The organism is Adhaeribacter soli (genome assembly GCF_008727925.1).
Lineage (GTDB): Bacteria > Bacteroidota > Bacteroidia > Cytophagales > Hymenobacteraceae > Adhaeribacter_A > Adhaeribacter_A soli.
The window spans coordinates 1-14348 of the sequence record NZ_VTWT01000009.1 but is presented as its reverse complement, the minus strand read 5'-3'; the positions used below and the strand labels follow the sequence as shown (position 1 = coordinate 14348).

The 14348-nt window shown below is 49.2% G+C and carries 12 protein-coding genes and 1 tRNA gene; 3 read left to right on the top strand and 10 right to left on the bottom strand.

The window, feature by feature from the left end:
• Positions 1 to 11 precede the first annotated feature (11 nt).
• The 6 genes from F0P94_RS15395 to thpR all read right to left on the bottom strand — a co-directional run bounded on the left by F0P94_RS15395 (position 12) and on the right by thpR (position 6478).
• Positions 12 to 1013, bottom strand: coding sequence for an MBL fold metallo-hydrolase (locus tag F0P94_RS15395; protein WP_150904805.1), 1002 nt, complete (start codon positions 1011 to 1013; stop codon positions 12 to 14).
• Positions 1014 to 1204: 191 nt separating this feature from the next.
• On the bottom strand, positions 1205 to 1837 hold the full coding sequence (locus tag F0P94_RS15390; RefSeq protein WP_150904804.1) for a hypothetical protein: 633 nt from the start codon (positions 1835 to 1837) through the stop codon (positions 1205 to 1207).
• Positions 1838 to 2417: 580 nt separating this feature from the next.
• On the bottom strand, positions 2418 to 4241 hold the full coding sequence (locus tag F0P94_RS15385; protein ID WP_150904803.1) for a M61 family metallopeptidase: 1824 nt from the start codon (positions 4239 to 4241) through the stop codon (positions 2418 to 2420).
• A 91-nt stretch (positions 4242 to 4332) separates the two neighbouring features.
• Positions 4333 to 4968 carry a class I SAM-dependent methyltransferase gene (locus F0P94_RS15380; protein ID WP_150904802.1) on the bottom strand — a complete coding sequence of 212 codons (636 nt, stop codon included), beginning with the start codon at positions 4966 to 4968 and terminating at the stop codon, positions 4333 to 4335.
• Positions 4969 to 5411: 443 nt separating this feature from the next.
• The gene (locus F0P94_RS15375; protein ID WP_150904801.1) at positions 5412 to 5900 is read right to left on the bottom strand and encodes a CinA family protein; all 489 of its coding nucleotides are present in this window, start codon (positions 5898 to 5900) and stop codon (positions 5412 to 5414) included.
• Positions 5901 to 5935: 35 nt separating this feature from the next.
• Positions 5936 to 6478, bottom strand: coding sequence for an RNA 2',3'-cyclic phosphodiesterase (gene thpR / locus F0P94_RS15370; protein ID WP_150904800.1), 543 nt, complete (start codon positions 6476 to 6478; stop codon positions 5936 to 5938).
• Between the two features lie 134 nt (positions 6479 to 6612).
• Here thpR and F0P94_RS15365 point away from each other — a divergent pair, with 134 nt between their 5' ends.
• The 3 genes from F0P94_RS15365 (at position 6613) to F0P94_RS15355 (ending at position 8417) form a co-directional block, all read left to right on the top strand.
• The gene (locus F0P94_RS15365; protein ID WP_150904799.1) at positions 6613 to 7344 is read left to right on the top strand and encodes a phosphatase PAP2 family protein; all 732 of its coding nucleotides are present in this window, start codon (positions 6613 to 6615) and stop codon (positions 7342 to 7344) included.
• A 99-nt stretch (positions 7345 to 7443) separates the two neighbouring features.
• Positions 7444 to 7527 (top strand) — tRNA-Leu (locus tag F0P94_RS15360).
• A gap of 167 nt (positions 7528 to 7694) precedes the next feature.
• Positions 7695 to 8417: a phosphatase PAP2 family protein gene (locus F0P94_RS15355; protein WP_150904798.1), complete on the top strand. Its 723-nt coding sequence runs from the start codon at positions 7695 to 7697 to the stop codon at positions 8415 to 8417.
• On the opposite strand, the gene F0P94_RS15350 is transcribed toward F0P94_RS15355, so the two are convergent.
• From F0P94_RS15350 to F0P94_RS15335, 4 genes are all read right to left on the bottom strand, one after another.
• The gene (locus F0P94_RS15350) at positions 8403 to 9086 is read right to left on the bottom strand and encodes a response regulator transcription factor (protein WP_150904797.1); all 684 of its coding nucleotides are present in this window, start codon (positions 9084 to 9086) and stop codon (positions 8403 to 8405) included. The genes F0P94_RS15355 and F0P94_RS15350 overlap by 15 nt on opposite strands.
• On the bottom strand, positions 9046 to 11085 hold the full coding sequence (locus F0P94_RS15345; RefSeq protein ID WP_150904796.1) for a tetratricopeptide repeat-containing sensor histidine kinase: 2040 nt from the start codon (positions 11083 to 11085) through the stop codon (positions 9046 to 9048). The genes F0P94_RS15350 and F0P94_RS15345 overlap by 41 nt, the downstream gene beginning before the upstream one ends.
• 220 nt (positions 11086 to 11305) lie before the next feature.
• Positions 11306 to 13636, bottom strand: a complete 2331-nt coding sequence (locus F0P94_RS15340) for a GAF domain-containing protein (protein WP_150904795.1) — start codon at positions 13634 to 13636, stop codon at positions 11306 to 11308.
• Positions 13637 to 13721: 85 nt separating this feature from the next.
• Positions 13722 to 14192 (bottom strand): RDD family protein, encoded by a 471-nt coding sequence (locus F0P94_RS15335; RefSeq protein WP_150904794.1) that lies wholly within the window; start codon positions 14190 to 14192, stop codon positions 13722 to 13724.
• Between the last annotated feature and the right edge of the window lie 156 nt (positions 14193 to 14348).

The following is a 14348-nucleotide window of genomic DNA, read 5'->3' as shown; positions in this document are numbered from 1 at the left end:
AAGGAGCAAAATCAGATCGAAATAACCTCGCCCACTGCCGGCGCGATCAGTTTGCCTGAAAGCTTGCCTGTTGCGGCCAGTTCTTTTATGATTCTGATCGGTTCTGAGGCCGGTTCGTCAGATAACTCGAAGGTGCCGAAGTGCATGGGAATAAAATGTTTGCCGACTAACTGGTTGAAAGCAACTGCGGCCTCCCGCGGGTTTAGATGGCTTTTTTGCATCAGAAAGGCCGGTTTATAGGCACCGATCGGCATCAGGCAATAATCCGGACTGCCGAACAATTCATGAATTTCGGAAAAGTGCGGACCAGAAGCGGAATCGCCGGCGAAGAAAACGGTTTTGCCTTTGGTTCTTAACAGGAAACTGCCCCAGAGAATTTTGTTTATATCGAATAGGCCGCGTCGGTGCCAGTGGCGGGCCGGTAAATAAAATACATCTGAGCCTTTGGTGAGTTCCGGCGAAAACTGCTGAAACCAGCCGGCTTCTTCCACGGGCAGTTCCGGCGCAAATTCCTTCAGCAATTGGTGCATTTTAAGCGGAGCCAGTGCTTTCAGATTGGGGTTCTGGCGGATGAGCGTTTTGATGGAACGTTCGTCGAGGTGGTCGCGGTGGCCGTGCGAAAGCAGCAGGAAGTCGAGGTTTTTGATCTCTTCGGGCTGGCAGGGCAGGTCGCTTTTGCGCTTCAGCAACGGAATGTCAAATAAAACCGGATCGGTTAAAAAGGAAACGCCGTTTAAGCGGATGTAAAAAGTAGCGTGGCCCAGCCAGATAATCGTATCTTCTTTTCCCGAAAAAGTGTCTGCCAGTAAAGGCTTTACATCTACCCTGAAAGTATCGTTCGCTTTTTCTGCTGCCTGGGGCTTCGGGCCGAGTTTCCACTTCAGCACCGTTAAAAAAGAAGGCGCGTAAAATTCCTCGCCGTTCGCAAACCTGCCGTTTATGAGCTTATTGCCCGGATAACCGGGTTTTATGGTATTCAGGTGCTCGTTGCGGAGGTAGGTAATTTTATCCATTTACAGGCGGCGGTAGGAAAAGCTTCTGATTTCTGAAAAGAGAGTAGAGGCTATCTCAATAATGGCAGTAATGTTGAAAAATAGAGAAACAACCCGTCGGCTCCTGGTAAAAACTTTAAATCTGGCTTTGGTGCTGAGAGCCAACGAGGTCCTTCGCTATCGCTCAGGATGACAGTTTTTTGAGATAGCTTCTAGAAGCCCAGGAAAGGCGAAGGGCTGTAATAGGAATTATAGTTATAGGGAGAATAGAAATTGCCGTTGGTAGTCCGGATGCCGCCGGAAACCGACAGGTTCTCGGTGATTTTATACCGGGCATGAAATTCAGTACCGTAAATGGCCGGCTGACGGAAACCGCTGTTGTTGAACTGGGTGGTTGCGCCGGAAAAATCGCGCCATACGCTGCCGGAAAGCCGAAGCTTATCGTTTACATCGTAGGCGGCGCCGGCGTGCAGCAGGTAATTTTTAGTGGCCATCGGCTGGCGGTTATCCCCGCCAAAATAACTGAAATTGCCGTTGAGGTAGGTTAAGCTGGTGAAAACGCTCCACTTCGGGTTCAGGCGGTAAAAAACCGAAGGCGAAATATAAGTGTAGTTGCCGAAATTGCTGAAGCCGGCTCCGGCCGATAAGTTGTAAAATACTTTTTTCGGCGCCTGCACTACTGTTTTGGTGCCTTCAGGCTTGTTTTCGGCTACTTTGGTTTGCACGGCGCTGTCAGGAGCCACGGTTGCAACCGGCATTGTTTCCAGCGCGGTTTTTTCAGACTGGGCAAACGTATTCAGGCCAAAAGCGGAGAAGAGGGCAATAAAAGCAAATTTCAGTTTCATAGGGCAGCAACTTTCAGATTCAGCAAGTTATAAAATTCTGCTGTACTTTTCTTAAACGATTAAACGGTAAAATAAGTATTCCTGTTCAACGAAGCGGTTTTCTTCGGCTTCAAGCCTTTACCTAAGCGAACAAATTTACTTTAAACCACTACGACTTCCAGAAGGACATTGAGTGAACATTACATTATTCAAACTAAGATTGTCCGCTTACTTATTTACTGACGTTAAGCATTTTTTTTTAAGTCCCCCTTTAGAGACAGGGCCGTTTCATTCACAAAATTGCTGGTTTAAGTTTGAGCGAAGCGGTAACTTGGACCTACAAATAGCCTGAAGTTTTCAACTTCAGTGAGGCGATAGCCTCAAAAGGGCTGTTTCTGCAAGGATATACCGGTAGTTTACACCCCTCTGGCTCCCCTGAAGGGGAGAGTTTCGTAGAATGAAACGGCCCTGCCTTTGGAGGGGGTAGGGGGAGGACAGGAGATTTATCTGATCATTTTTGAAAATCAAATAATGTAAAAATCCTCCCCCTACCCCCTCCAAAGGGGGACTCTTCTCCTGCTTGCGTAACGTCAGTTATTTATTAACTCTTCGGGCTTAACCATCCATTTCTTAGCTGCTTTGCTTTGTCGGTTAAGGGTTTTCCGGTTTTTTCTATGGCCACCACTTCTACGGCCGGGTTTTCGATCAGGGTAATCTTAGCCGTTTTGCGCTGGCCGCGTTGCTCAAACTCCAGTTCTATTGTATCGCCGGGCTTGTGCTTCTTGAGGAGGCTTTTCAGGTCCTGGTCGCTTTTCAGAGTTTTGCCGGCCAGTTTTAACAGCACATCTTCGTTTTCTACGCCGGCTTTGTAAAGGGGCGAATCCAGGATGGTGCCGGTCTGCAGGGTAGCGCGGTTGCCGGAAAATGAGAGCGGGGCATATCCCAGGGAGGCTTCGCCAGGTTTGGCAGCACGTAATTCAAAACCGGCCTCCCGGAGCAAATCATTAAAATCGGGTAATACGTGGCCGTAAACGTGTTTCTGGAAGAATTCACTGGCGAAAGCTTCGTTTTTGGTGAGCTGGGCTAATGCCTGTTCCAGTTCCGGCAGGTCGTAGGGCTTTTCGGGCTTCCCGTAGGTTTGCCAGAGCAATTGCATGTAGGCATCCAGCGAAGTGTTGTACCGGGAACGGAGCATCAGGTCGAGGGCCAGGCCAAGTACGTCGCCGTAATTGTAATATGACACATAGGTGTTCAGGCGGTTGGTCGGGTCCACGGAACGGGCGGCATCCACAAAGGGCGCCTGAATGCTCATTTCCACCGGCGAATATGAGTTTTTACCCGGCAGCAGCAGGAAGTAGTTAAGGCTGTTGCCTATGGTTTTGGCATAATCTTCCTGACTGAGGGCGCCGGTACGGCAAAGAAGCAGATCGTCCAGGTAGTTCGTTACGCCTTCGGCAAACCAGAGGGCATCGCTCATGTTGGCATCGGCAAAGTTGAAAGGTTCGAGGTTTTTCGGCCGGATGCGTTCCACGTTCCAGGCATGCACGAACTCGTGCGAAACGGTACCCAGGTTATCGGAAGCGGAAGTTTTTAAGGGGCGTGGTGAAGTCAGGATCGTAGAATTGCGGTGTTCCATGCCGTCGCCGGCGGCGTGGGACATGTAGCAGCCTATAAAGGTGTAGTTGCCGAAATCGAAATCGGGCAGTTCGCCGAATGCCGCTTGTCCCTCTTTTACGATTTTCCTGGTTTCTTCCACATACTTATCGAATTCTGCAGCCGTGCCGTTGTGGTGGAGCGCAAAGCGGATCGTTTTGGTTTTGCCTTTGTCCTGCACCTGCCATTCGCGCCACATCATATCGGCTATTTTAACGGGAGAATCCATGAGGTACTGGAAATTGGGTGCGGAATACGTGTTGGGCTGATTTTCCGGTTTCAATTGGGTAGCAATTGTCCAGTTCTTTTCGGCAGGAAGCTCAAATTTTATAAACGAAGGTTTTTGTTCGAAGCCCTGCGCGTACATGAACGTAGCCGGCGCGTTCAGGTGGGCGTGCGTTTCGTCGATGCTGGCGTAGGTGCCGTCGGTGCGGTCGCCGAAAAGGGTGTAGGTTATTTTTACGGTACCGTCGTGACCCGAAACGTTCCACTGGTGCGGGTTTGGCCGGGTAATTTTCAGTTGATTGCCTTTGCTGTCTTCGGCTTTTACGGTGTACACGTTCTTGGCAAATTCGTGCAGCGCATACCGGCCCGGCGAGGAACGGGCCATGCGCGCTTCCAGCACCGGCGCTTTAATGCCGGAGAAAGTGGCCGTAACCTGCGCTTCGTGGTGCACGGCATTCGGGAAGGCAAGCGTATAGCGGGTATCGGTCTGCGCCAAAAGCTCTAAACTGAAAAAGGAAGCAACTAAAAGGCAGGTCAGGAATTTCATAGTATTGGATCGGTAAACAGGCTAAGGTACGAATTGTGGGCTTCATTCGAAAAGCAGCAACCTGGCAGTTTTACTTTTTAGGGTGAAAAGCCTACTGTTTCCGGTAAACGCCGGCCGCAATCAATTTCTTATAAAAGAACTTTTGCTGCTGAAGGTTTAAAGGAAAGTGGGCGAATTCTTTTTCCAGGTCGGGTAGCTCGTTGGCCTGCAGGTTGGCGGTAAGTTTAAAGAACAGGATCATGCTTTTCAGCAGGCTTTTTTGCCAGAAACTGGTAGCGTTTTTGGGCTCAAAGTCGGCTACCAGCCAACTGCCGCCGGGCTTCAGGTGTGCGTTCAGCCTGGTCATTAAGTCGTGTAAGGGTTCGGGTTGAAAAAGGTCGAACAGAAAGCCAGTGAAAACTACATCGAAGGTTTCTTCGGGCTTTAATACGGTTTCGGTGCCGAGGCGGAATGCTACATCGGTGGTGGTTTTCTGGGCTTTATCATACCGTTTTTTGCTCAGTTCCAGCATTTTCCCAGAGGCTTCCAGGTACAGGATCGAACGGCAGTTGGTGTGTTTCAGGAATTCGGTCAAGATCCAGCCGGTGCCGCCGCCGATGATGAGGACGTTGGCATTTTCGGGAACGAAGGGCAGGAGCCAGGTTTGGGAATTCTGAATGGCTTTGCCGAAGATGCGTCTGGCCAGGAAGTCGTAAAAAGGAGCTATCCGGTTGAAGTTGTTTTGCAAAGGCGGGGAGTTTTCCTGGTGGGTTAGGTTTGGTCGAAATTACGGAAATTTAGTATTGTAAGTCATCTCGGCAGAAGGAGAAAACAAAACGCTCCTTGAAGCCAAATTTTCGGATTAAAGAAGAAAGTCCTGAATAAAAGGTATTACCAACTTGATGGGATCTCTCCTGACGTCGAGATGACGGAATAATTTTCATCCATTCGGTTCTCTGAAGCGTACGGTGGTGCTGCATGATACAGAACCACCCCTGCCCCTCCTTGAAAAAAGGAGGGGAGCTTTTGGAATTCAAGTTTCTGCCTTAATTCCTCATTTACTCTGATCGGATATGCTTTGGTCCGTGCAAATTTTTTAAAACCAGGATTCTGTAAATTCTATAAATTCTGTAAATTCTGATTCAGGCAATAGTCCTGAAAATCCTTAAATCCTGCAAATCCTGATTCTGATTATGAAAAATGCTTTTCGTGGATGTCTTCCAGTTTCTGGAAAATGAATTCTACTGCCTGTTTGCGGATCTGTTCGGTGGTGCCGTCAAATTCTTCGCGGAACTCATCTACTTTGCCCTTGTAATAAACGGAAAAAAAGACGGTGCCTACGGGTTTGTCTTCGGATTCGGAAGCGCCGGAGTCGGCCAGGCCGGTAACGGCAACGCTGATGTCGGCTTTGAGTAATTTGTGCAGGCCCATTACCATTTCGTTCGTTACCTGCTGCGATTCACAGGTGTAAAGCGAAATGGTTTGTTTTTTTACGCCTAGCAGGGTTTGCTTTACCATCTCGTTGTAGGTTACAATGCTGCCCAGCAAGACGCTGCCGGTGCCTTTGCCTTTTACAAATTCGGAAGCCAGAAGGCCGGCGGTACAGCTTTCGGCAAAGGCCACGGTTAAACCCTGGCTTTGCAGTTTCTGCACAATGCGGCTGATGTCGGATACTTTCATAAGGAATTAAGCTTGTTTTCAGGAACGCTGAGCTTTTAAATGCCCAGCGGAAATTGCTGCAATACGCTGTAACGCGGGTGCGGTTGCCGGAGCTCCGATTCCCATAAGGCCAGTTCTTTTACTTCCAGCGTCAGGTTTTCGGTGGCGGCGAGTACCGGCAAGTTGCGCGGCGGGTTTTCTTTAGACAAACGCGCCAGGGTTACGTGCGGGATCGGGTGCTGGTTCTGGACTTTTGCTCCTAAAGCCAACGTGGTAGCCCGCACCAGTTTTTCAAAGCTTTTATCTTCGGCAAATTGCGCCCAGACCAGGCGGGGCGTTTTTTTGTTCGGACCGGGCGAAACCCGCAATAATTTTAATTGAAACGGATTAAAGCCGGCCGCTATTTCGGAAAGCTTCGCGCTTATTTCCGGAACCTGGTTGTGCGGCACGTTGCCAATGAAATGCAGGGTCAGGTGCCAGTTTTCTTCCGGTACGATCCGAACGCCGGGCACCTCGAAACCGGGCAAGTAATGCTGGAGGGCCGAAACAACGGTTTCCGGGAGCGGAGCGGCAACAAATAACCGGGCGTAATGTTTCATAGCGTAGATTTTCCGGGCTTAAAGAATAACTTTTTACGAAGATGTGCGCTAAAAGAGCGGTAACCCTGTCGAATTTTATTTAAATTTCAGGCTAAACTTAGTTTTTTACTCCCTGAACCTACTGTTTTTGCCTTATGAGGAAAGTTATTGAGCGGGCCTGGATCCGACTGGCGGCCATGTTCGCGCTTTTTACCGTGGAACTGATCGTAGTTCTGGCTTTATTTCTGACCTGCATTATTGTTTTCCTGCTGCTGGGCCGCGAAATTCTGGGCGGCCGGGAAGTGTACTTCGACCAGGCCGCTTTTCATTACATGGATACCATTGCCACACCTTTTTTAACTTCGGTAGCGGTGTTCTTTTCTTTTCTGGGTTCGGCGCCCTTTATTACCGGAGCTGCCATTATCCTGATCGTGTACTTCCTTTTCATTAAAAAGCACCGTTGGTATTCGCTTAAAGTGCCGGTTATTGCCGTGGGCAGCATTACCCTGAACCTGGTTACCAAGTATTTCTTTAACCGTCAGCGGCCTATTATTCCGCATCTGGTAGAAGCTTCAGGCTTGAGTTTCCCGAGCGGACATTCCATGGTAAGTGCTTCGTTTTACGGGCTACTGATCTACCTTTCCTGGCATAATATCCAGGACAGGCGGCTGCACCATTTGTTCACGTTTATTTTAATTGCAACTATTTTTCTCATCGGTTGCAGCCGGGTTTATCTGCACGTGCACTACGCTACCGATGTAATGGCTGGCTTTGCCGCTGGTTTTCTGTGGGTTATATTAGGGATCTATGGTTTAAGGAGAATGGAAAGGTATTCGCGGCGGAATCTGGACCCGATCGTGCAGGAAGCAGTCGTAAAAACAGAATAATTTTTTTTGCCTAAGTATTGCAAATTATAAATTTATAAGCGTACCTTTGCAACACTAAATCGAAAAAGGGTTTCCCGGACCGGTTTTAGTCTACCGAATGCGCACGTGGCGGAACTGGTAGACGTGCAGGTCTCAGAAGCCTGTGGGAGTTGTCCCGTGGGAGTTCGAGTCTCCCCGTGCGCACGATGCACGAAGCATCTGTCTTAAAAGCCGATCTTAACCGATCGGCTTTTTTGTTTTAAAACCTACCGTTTTCCGGCCGAAAATTTATTGAATACCGCTCCATAATTTTTTTGGGTTGCGAAACAGGAAACCCAAACTTCCGTTGCAGGTAAAAGTTAACCGGAAGTATGCGGCACGAAAAGAAAAGAGAACTTACTTTCTGGACCTTCTTTACCTTAGAAGCGCTTTTATTACTGGGGCTTTTCTTTCTGTCCTTTTCCTTTTTCTTCTATCTCACCTGGCAGGTGTTTCTCTCCCGGAACCAGGCTTTCGATCAGGCTGCTTTCGAACTAGTAGCTGAATTGCGTTCGGACAGATTCACAGAGGTTATGAAAGTTGTGACCTACTTTGGTTCGGTCCGTTTCTTTGTTTCGGTACCGGTAGCGCTCATTTTATTTTTTCTGTTCTTTAAAAAGTGGCGGTGGTATTCGCTTTACATTTTCCTGTCTACCGCCGGAAGCGCTGCCTTAAACCAGTATCTGAAAAACTCTTTCGGCCGGGAACGCCCGGTTACCGCTTTTTATCCGCAAGGCGGTTTCAGCTTCCCGAGCGGCCATGCCATGATCGGGGCTGCTTTTTACGGCATCGTGGTTTACCTGATCTGGAAAAATACCCCTGATAAATTGGTTCGTTGGCTGGCGTGCGGCTTTCTGGTCTGCTGGCAACTTCTGATCGGTTTCAGCCGGGTTTACCTGAACGTGCATTATGCCACCGACGTACTGGCCGGGCTTTCGGCGGGTATTTTCTGGTGTGCCCTGGTAGTAGTGCTGGTGCCGCAACTCGAACAATTCTTTTATTTCCGGGAACGGCGCCGGCGCCTTAAAAAGCTCCGGGCTTTACGCCGGCGTTGACCGTATCAGGTTGTGGATCTTTCCGTAATTCAGCAGTTCCTTATTGTTTTTGGTGTTCGTTTTCCGGTATATGTTTTTCAGGCACATCTCGATGGTGGGTAGCTGCAAGGCCAGTTTCCGGCTTATCGTTTCCAGGCTGTGGCCTTCAGATGAAAGTTGCAGAATACTTTGTTCCCGCTCCGTGAGCGTTACCAGGTGGCTTTCTTCAAAACCGTTGTTTTTAGTTTTGGGAAAATCGAGCATGGCGTCTAAAACCGAACCCGCTATTTCGTTATTGAAATAGGTATTGTCGGCAGCTACCAGCATAATGGCTTCCCGGAGCTCGGCGCGGCTGGTGTTTTTTAACACGTAACCGGAAGCACCTGCCTCCATAATGTCTTTTACATAGATCGGGTCGCTATACATGGTTAGGGCAATTACCTGTACCAACGGAAACCGGATTTTTATCTGGGCGGTAAGTTCTATCCCGTTCATTACGGGCATGTTTATATCCGTAATTACAATATCAGCATCCAGATATTCCAGCTTTTCCAGCGCTTCCTTGCCATTTGGGGCATCGCCGCATATATAGATCCCGGCTTCCTGCCGGAGCAGCATTTTCAGGCCGGAAATCATCATCGGGTTATCGTCAACGAGTAGTAAGCGGATGCTGCGTAGAGATTGGTTCATGATTTTGCATAGTAGGTGAAGCGGTGGATAATAAGGGAATGGCAATGCTGATGATCGTTCCGCGCGTCGGGTCGGAATCGAAATGGACCGTACCGTTCAGGTACTCCACGCGGGAACGGATATTTTTTAACCCGATGCCGGGCTTCTGGTTTATTTCATGGAGGTCGAACCCACGGCCGTTATCTTCGATCATGACGGTAAGTTCATGTTCGTGCCGGATCAGTTGCAGGGAAATGTGGGTGGCCTGGGCGTGCTTCAGAATATTGCTCAGGCACTCTTGGATAACGCGGTAAACTACTTTTTCTATAAACTGAGGTACCGGTTCTTCCTTTAAACCAATGGCTTCGAAATGAATGGTATAACGGTCGGTCTGGCTTATCTGGTCGAGGAGAAGCTGAACCGCCCGCGCAATTCCCTGTTGTCGGAGCGGATCGGAAGCAAGGTTATGCGAAATAACGCGGACTTCTCTTAAGGCTTCATCCAGAACATCCAGGGCATTCTGAAGCAGCTGTTGCTGCATTTCACTGGCCGTATCCAGATCTTCCTTCAGGCCCGAGAGGTTTAAACGCGCAATGGAAAGCAACTGGCCCAGGCCATCGTGGAGGTCGGACCCAATGCGTTTGCGTTCCTTTTCTTCTGCTTCCACCACGGCCAGGGAACGCTGTTTCTGGGTAACGAGCAATAATTGCTTTTCCTTCAAATGCTGCTTTAACCGGCGCCGGCTATACAGGAAGGCCGCAATAATTACTATTGCGATCAATAAGCAGGACAAGTATAATAGCTGGCTTTTTTGCTCTCTGAGCAGGAGTTCCTGTTGCCGGATATTCAGGCGCTGGATCTCTTTCTGGCGGTTTAAAAGGGCAATCTGGTCGGCTTGCTTCAGGTTCTCGTAGCGCTGTTGCAAGGAATTCAGCTGGTCGCTCATGTTTTTATTGAAAAGCGAATCTTTTACGCTGGCATACTGGCGAACCGATTCGAAAGCCTGCCGGTAGTTTTGCCTGGCAGCCTGGTTTTTGGCCAGCAATTCGTAGGCATCGGCCATTACGGGTTGCTGGTCCATGCTTCGGGCCAGAGCAAGGCCTTTGCGGTAGTAATTTTCGGCAGTGGTAAAATCCTGTTCCGCGGTGTATATTTCGCCCATGGTAAGCAGCATGGCCGCTTCGGCCTTGCGGTTGCCGGTTTCCTTAATAAGGTGGTAGGCCTCTTGAGCACACGTAAGGCCTTGCACGTGCCGGTTAGACTTCATGTATAATATAGCCAGGTTGTTTAACACGGCAGCCAGGTATTCTTTATGGTCCAGCTGGCGAAGGTCAGCCAAGGCTTTTTCAGAATAGGCCAACGCTTTGTCGAGTTGATTCAGGCCTTCGTAAATGGTAGCAATGTTTAACAGGGCTGTGGCATGGCCCAGGCGGTCGTGAATTTCTTTTTTTATTTTTAGCGACCGGTGCTGGTAGGCCAGGGCGGTTTCGAGGTCTCCCGAGCGTTGGTGTACTACGGCTATGTTATTCAGGGTCTGGCTGATACCCGGTTTATCGCCCAGACTTTCGTAGATCCGGAGGCTTTTTAAATGGCTGGCCAGGGAGCCTTTGTGATCGCCGCGGGCATCCTGCACCAGGGCAATATTATTATACAAAGAGGCAATACCGGATTGGTCTTTCAGTTCCTCCCGGATCGGTAAAGCCAGGTTATAGAATTCCAGCGCCTGGTCGAAATTACCTTTGTCATAAAATAAGATCCCCGAATTTTTATAAGCCTGTGCCAGTCCCTTGCGGAATCCATTCTTTTTTGCCAGTTCCTGGGCTTGTTTGCTGTAGGTTATTGCCTTATCCGGTGAAAGCTCCCGGTTAAGCCAGCAAAGTTGGTTCAGGATATTAACCCGGTCATTTCCGGAGGCGGTGGGTAAAGCCTGCAGCAAGCTATCCAGCCTGGAGTCGGTTTGCGGGCAGGCGGTGAGTTTTAAAGCGGAAAAAAAGAGGAGCAGGAATAGTAATTTCTTCATTTTATTTGAAACACCGGGATGCCATACCCGGCAGCACTTGGAGCATAATTAAGTTTTCTTCTTCGCATCCGTAAGAAACGAAATTTAATTATGTTCTTACCAACATAAGATTGCAGGCCTGAATATAGGTATTATTTAACACAGGCAAATGCAAAGTAAAGCAAAATGAAGGAAATGCCGTGTTTTGTTCGTGAATGGTTGAAAAAGCAAGGGGAATGGGTTAGAGTTTCACTTTAACCCGCAAGGCCTGCAACCCTTTTACCCCCTGAAGCTCTTCAATTTCCACGTTCTCGATCTCATCGGTCAGAACCCCTTTATGCTGCAGGTAATCGATGTATTCGAGGTATTCGGTGGCTTCTTTGGCCTGGGAATACACAATGGCAATTTTTCCGGGCTGCGTAAGCCGCTCATCGGAGTTGGCCAGGTATGCCTTATCGATGCGCTTCTTCAGAATCTCGTACCGGATGTTGTAGGCGCCGTCCACGTCGAACTGTCGCTCGTCGAGGCGGAAGCGGATGGAAAGCGGTTGCCCGTAGATCAGGATCAGGTGCGTGGTATCGAGGCAAACCTTCAGGTCCTGTTTCAATGTGGCAGTAGTTTTGGAAATGCGGCACATCATCATGAGTTGCCAGAGCCGGAGGTTTTTAAGCACTACCGTATCGAAGGGCTGGCCTGCTACCAGCGAAGCACCTACGTAAATGTTGTGCTCTACGCCGTCGGTCTTGTACTTCTGGAAATAGTGCGGGTACATGGCCTGGGCTTTTTCTTCTTCCTCGTCCAGCAGGTCGGAAATGGCTTCGTTTAAGGTGGTCAGGCTTTCTTCGAAGTTTTTCCGGCGCTTGTACAAAATACCCAGTTTCGGGTCCATAGCATCCCAATACGCTTTAATGGCCGGCCTTACTTCGGGCAGGGTGGCATCCAGGTACTCGAACAGCGGTTCCACTTCGGTTTTAATGGATTCGAAAATGCTTACTTCATCTTCCGAAAACAGGCCGTGCTTCAGTTTGCGCAGGTTTTTGGAAATGAAGAATTTAAGTTCGTCCAGAATGGGCAATTCGCGGTGCTGGATAGCGGCTTTCAGGATGTTTTCGGCCAGGTGCAGGTGCTCGATCAGGTCTTCCTGAATGGCGTTGCTCCGCTCGGTGGAAGAGCCGCGGACGTCGGAAACGCCGTACAGGGGGTAGACTTCCGAAAAAACGATGGGCTCCATATCCGGGAATTTACCGTTCTCGGCATTTTCGATCATGTTGATGGCCGCTTCGCGGAAGCGCCACTCCAGTACCGGGTGAATGGCTGTGAACCTTTCTTTGATAATGGCCTGCACCCGGTTTTCGATCTCTTCGGCATTCCGTTTTACGGCTACCGAAAACAAGGGCAGGAACTGCTCGATCTTAGCCAGCGAAAAATTGTCCAGGTCGTTAGGGTTGGGCGAGCCAAGTTCCAGAATGCCCAGGGTTTCGTCGTGGGAGCGAAGCAATACCAGAATAATGTTGTTGATGCCGAGGCGGAGCAGTTCTTTTTTTACCTTTTCCGGCAGGTTGGAAGTAGCCACATCTTTTACCACCAGCGGTTTGTTGTCGAGCATGAGTTGCTTGTATAAAAAGCGGAACTCACGAGTAAAATTGGGTTCGCCGGTAGCCGGTTGCACCAGAAAGCTATGGTTAATTTTATCGCCGAAGTTTACGAAGGTATTGCGGTCTTTATGGAAAGCGGTTACTCCTAATTGTAAATTCGGCCGCCGGAAGAGTACCCGAATCTTTTCCTGCAATTGCTCGAACCGGTCGGCCGCCAGCATCACATCGGTTTGCAGCAGGTCGTATTTAAGCGAAGAAAGTACTTCCTGGTCGGTTACATCGATCATTTTCATGATGTAAAAGCCTTCCAGCGTAAACTGGTCCGGCGGCAGGATCTCCAGCCACAGGTTCAGGTCGTGAAAGTTGTCGTAAAGGCTCGTAATGGCCTCCTGGCTAAGTTCCTGCACCGGGCCATCGTGCCGCACTTTCAGGAATGAAGCGTTCAGTTCGATGTTGTAGTGGCGGTACAGGCCGGTTTTGTAATCGGGAATGGTAAAGATCAGAGGTTCGCGGGCCGGCTGGGGAATGTGGTAGAATTTTTCGAGAATGAGCAGGTACGCCAGCCGGGTAAGGTAATACCGGCGGGTTTCAGCATCCATGTTCAGCGGTTGCTTTAAATGATGGTCTTCGTTCAGAATAATCTCGGAAAATTTGGGCGAAAAATAAAAGCTGAAATCCTGCAAAGGCGTAATAGCGCCCACGGTTTCGGTTTCGAATGTGGCCGGCGGGAAAATGGCCGACATGAGCAGGCCAACCAGTTCGTAATGCTTTTCCAGTACTTCAAAGTTTTCGATCGGTTCTAATAATTCAGGGGCGTCTTTCAGTTCTTTGGCAATCTGCCGGGCTACCAGCGACAAGGCTTTGTTGGGGTCGTTGGTTTTGGCCTTCCAGTATTCAATTATCGGAGAAAAGCTTAATATCGTTTGAAACGGAAAGGCATCGATACCAGGCTGGGGAAGTTGGACTACTGTGTTCATAGATTCAGGAATGGCGCATACTACGCCAAGTTGAATTAACGAACAGCTTGCAAATGGGTTGCTGGTACTTTTCTGAGGAAAAATCCTACTCTTTGCTTAACACAAGGGTGCCGGCAATAAAGTCGTGCAAGGCCTGTTTGCGCTCGGTAAAGGCAGCCATTAAATAGCCGATCAATAACGTAAGGCTGGAAAGTACCTTGGCAAAATAACGCAAGGTTGCTTTGCCGAAGGAAATGCGGTTTCCGGCCAGGTCGGTTACAAAAATGCCCACGGCCTGTTTACCGAATGTGGCCTGCCGGGGCGAGCTTTCCATGATCGAAAAATAGAGCCAGTTTATAAGTAAGCTAACCATGTTGTAAACGTTGATAGCATGCGTCCGTACCGTTTCCGTTGTGTTGGTACTGACCGCGGGATCGTCGCTTAGCATTACCGCCAGAAAATAAGTAGGAACCGAAAGAATAAGCAGATCGATGAAAAGGGCAGCCGCGCGGCGCCAGAATCCGGCGTAATTCGTAAGGTCGGCCGGCGTAATATCTATGATTTCAGGGTTTGCCATAATGCTTCTGAAGAAAAGGTTATTAGTTTTTCTTCTCTTTTACGGGAAACTTCTGAAATGGAGGGCTTTAATCCGTCAGCTAAAGCAGACGGCAATGAAAAATTCCCAGTGGCCGGTAGCGTAGGGTTTAAACCCTACGCTACCGGCCACTGGGAA

What these genes read in the sequence shown, in the direction of transcription:
- F0P94_RS15375 (WP_150904801.1), bottom strand. Translation starts at nt 5,900, where the DNA reads ATGAAAGTATCCGACATCAGCCGCATTGTGCAGAAACTGCAAAGCCAG.
- F0P94_RS15340 (WP_150904795.1), bottom strand. Translation starts at nt 13,636, where the DNA reads ATGAACACAGTAGTCCAACTTCCCCAGCCTGGTATCGATGCCTTTCCG.
- F0P94_RS15385 (WP_150904803.1), bottom strand. Translation starts at nt 4,241, where the DNA reads ATGAAATTCCTGACCTGCCTTTTAGTTGCTTCCTTTTTCAGTTTAGAG.
- F0P94_RS15350 (WP_150904797.1), bottom strand. Translation starts at nt 9,086, where the DNA reads ATGAACCAATCTCTACGCAGCATCCGCTTACTACTCGTTGACGATAAC.
- F0P94_RS15345 (WP_150904796.1), bottom strand. Translation starts at nt 11,085, where the DNA reads ATGAAGAAATTACTATTCCTGCTCCTCTTTTTTTCCGCTTTAAAACTC.
- F0P94_RS15365 (WP_150904799.1), top strand. Translation starts at nt 6,613, where the DNA reads ATGAGGAAAGTTATTGAGCGGGCCTGGATCCGACTGGCGGCCATGTTC.
- thpR (WP_150904800.1), bottom strand. Translation starts at nt 6,478, where the DNA reads ATGAAACATTACGCCCGGTTATTTGTTGCCGCTCCGCTCCCGGAAACC.
- F0P94_RS15355 (WP_150904798.1), top strand. Translation starts at nt 7,695, where the DNA reads ATGCGGCACGAAAAGAAAAGAGAACTTACTTTCTGGACCTTCTTTACC.
- F0P94_RS15390 (WP_150904804.1), bottom strand. Translation starts at nt 1,837, where the DNA reads ATGAAACTGAAATTTGCTTTTATTGCCCTCTTCTCCGCTTTTGGCCTG.
- F0P94_RS15395 (WP_150904805.1), bottom strand. Translation starts at nt 1,013, where the DNA reads ATGGATAAAATTACCTACCTCCGCAACGAGCACCTGAATACCATAAAA.
- F0P94_RS15335 (WP_150904794.1), bottom strand. Translation starts at nt 14,192, where the DNA reads ATGGCAAACCCTGAAATCATAGATATTACGCCGGCCGACCTTACGAAT.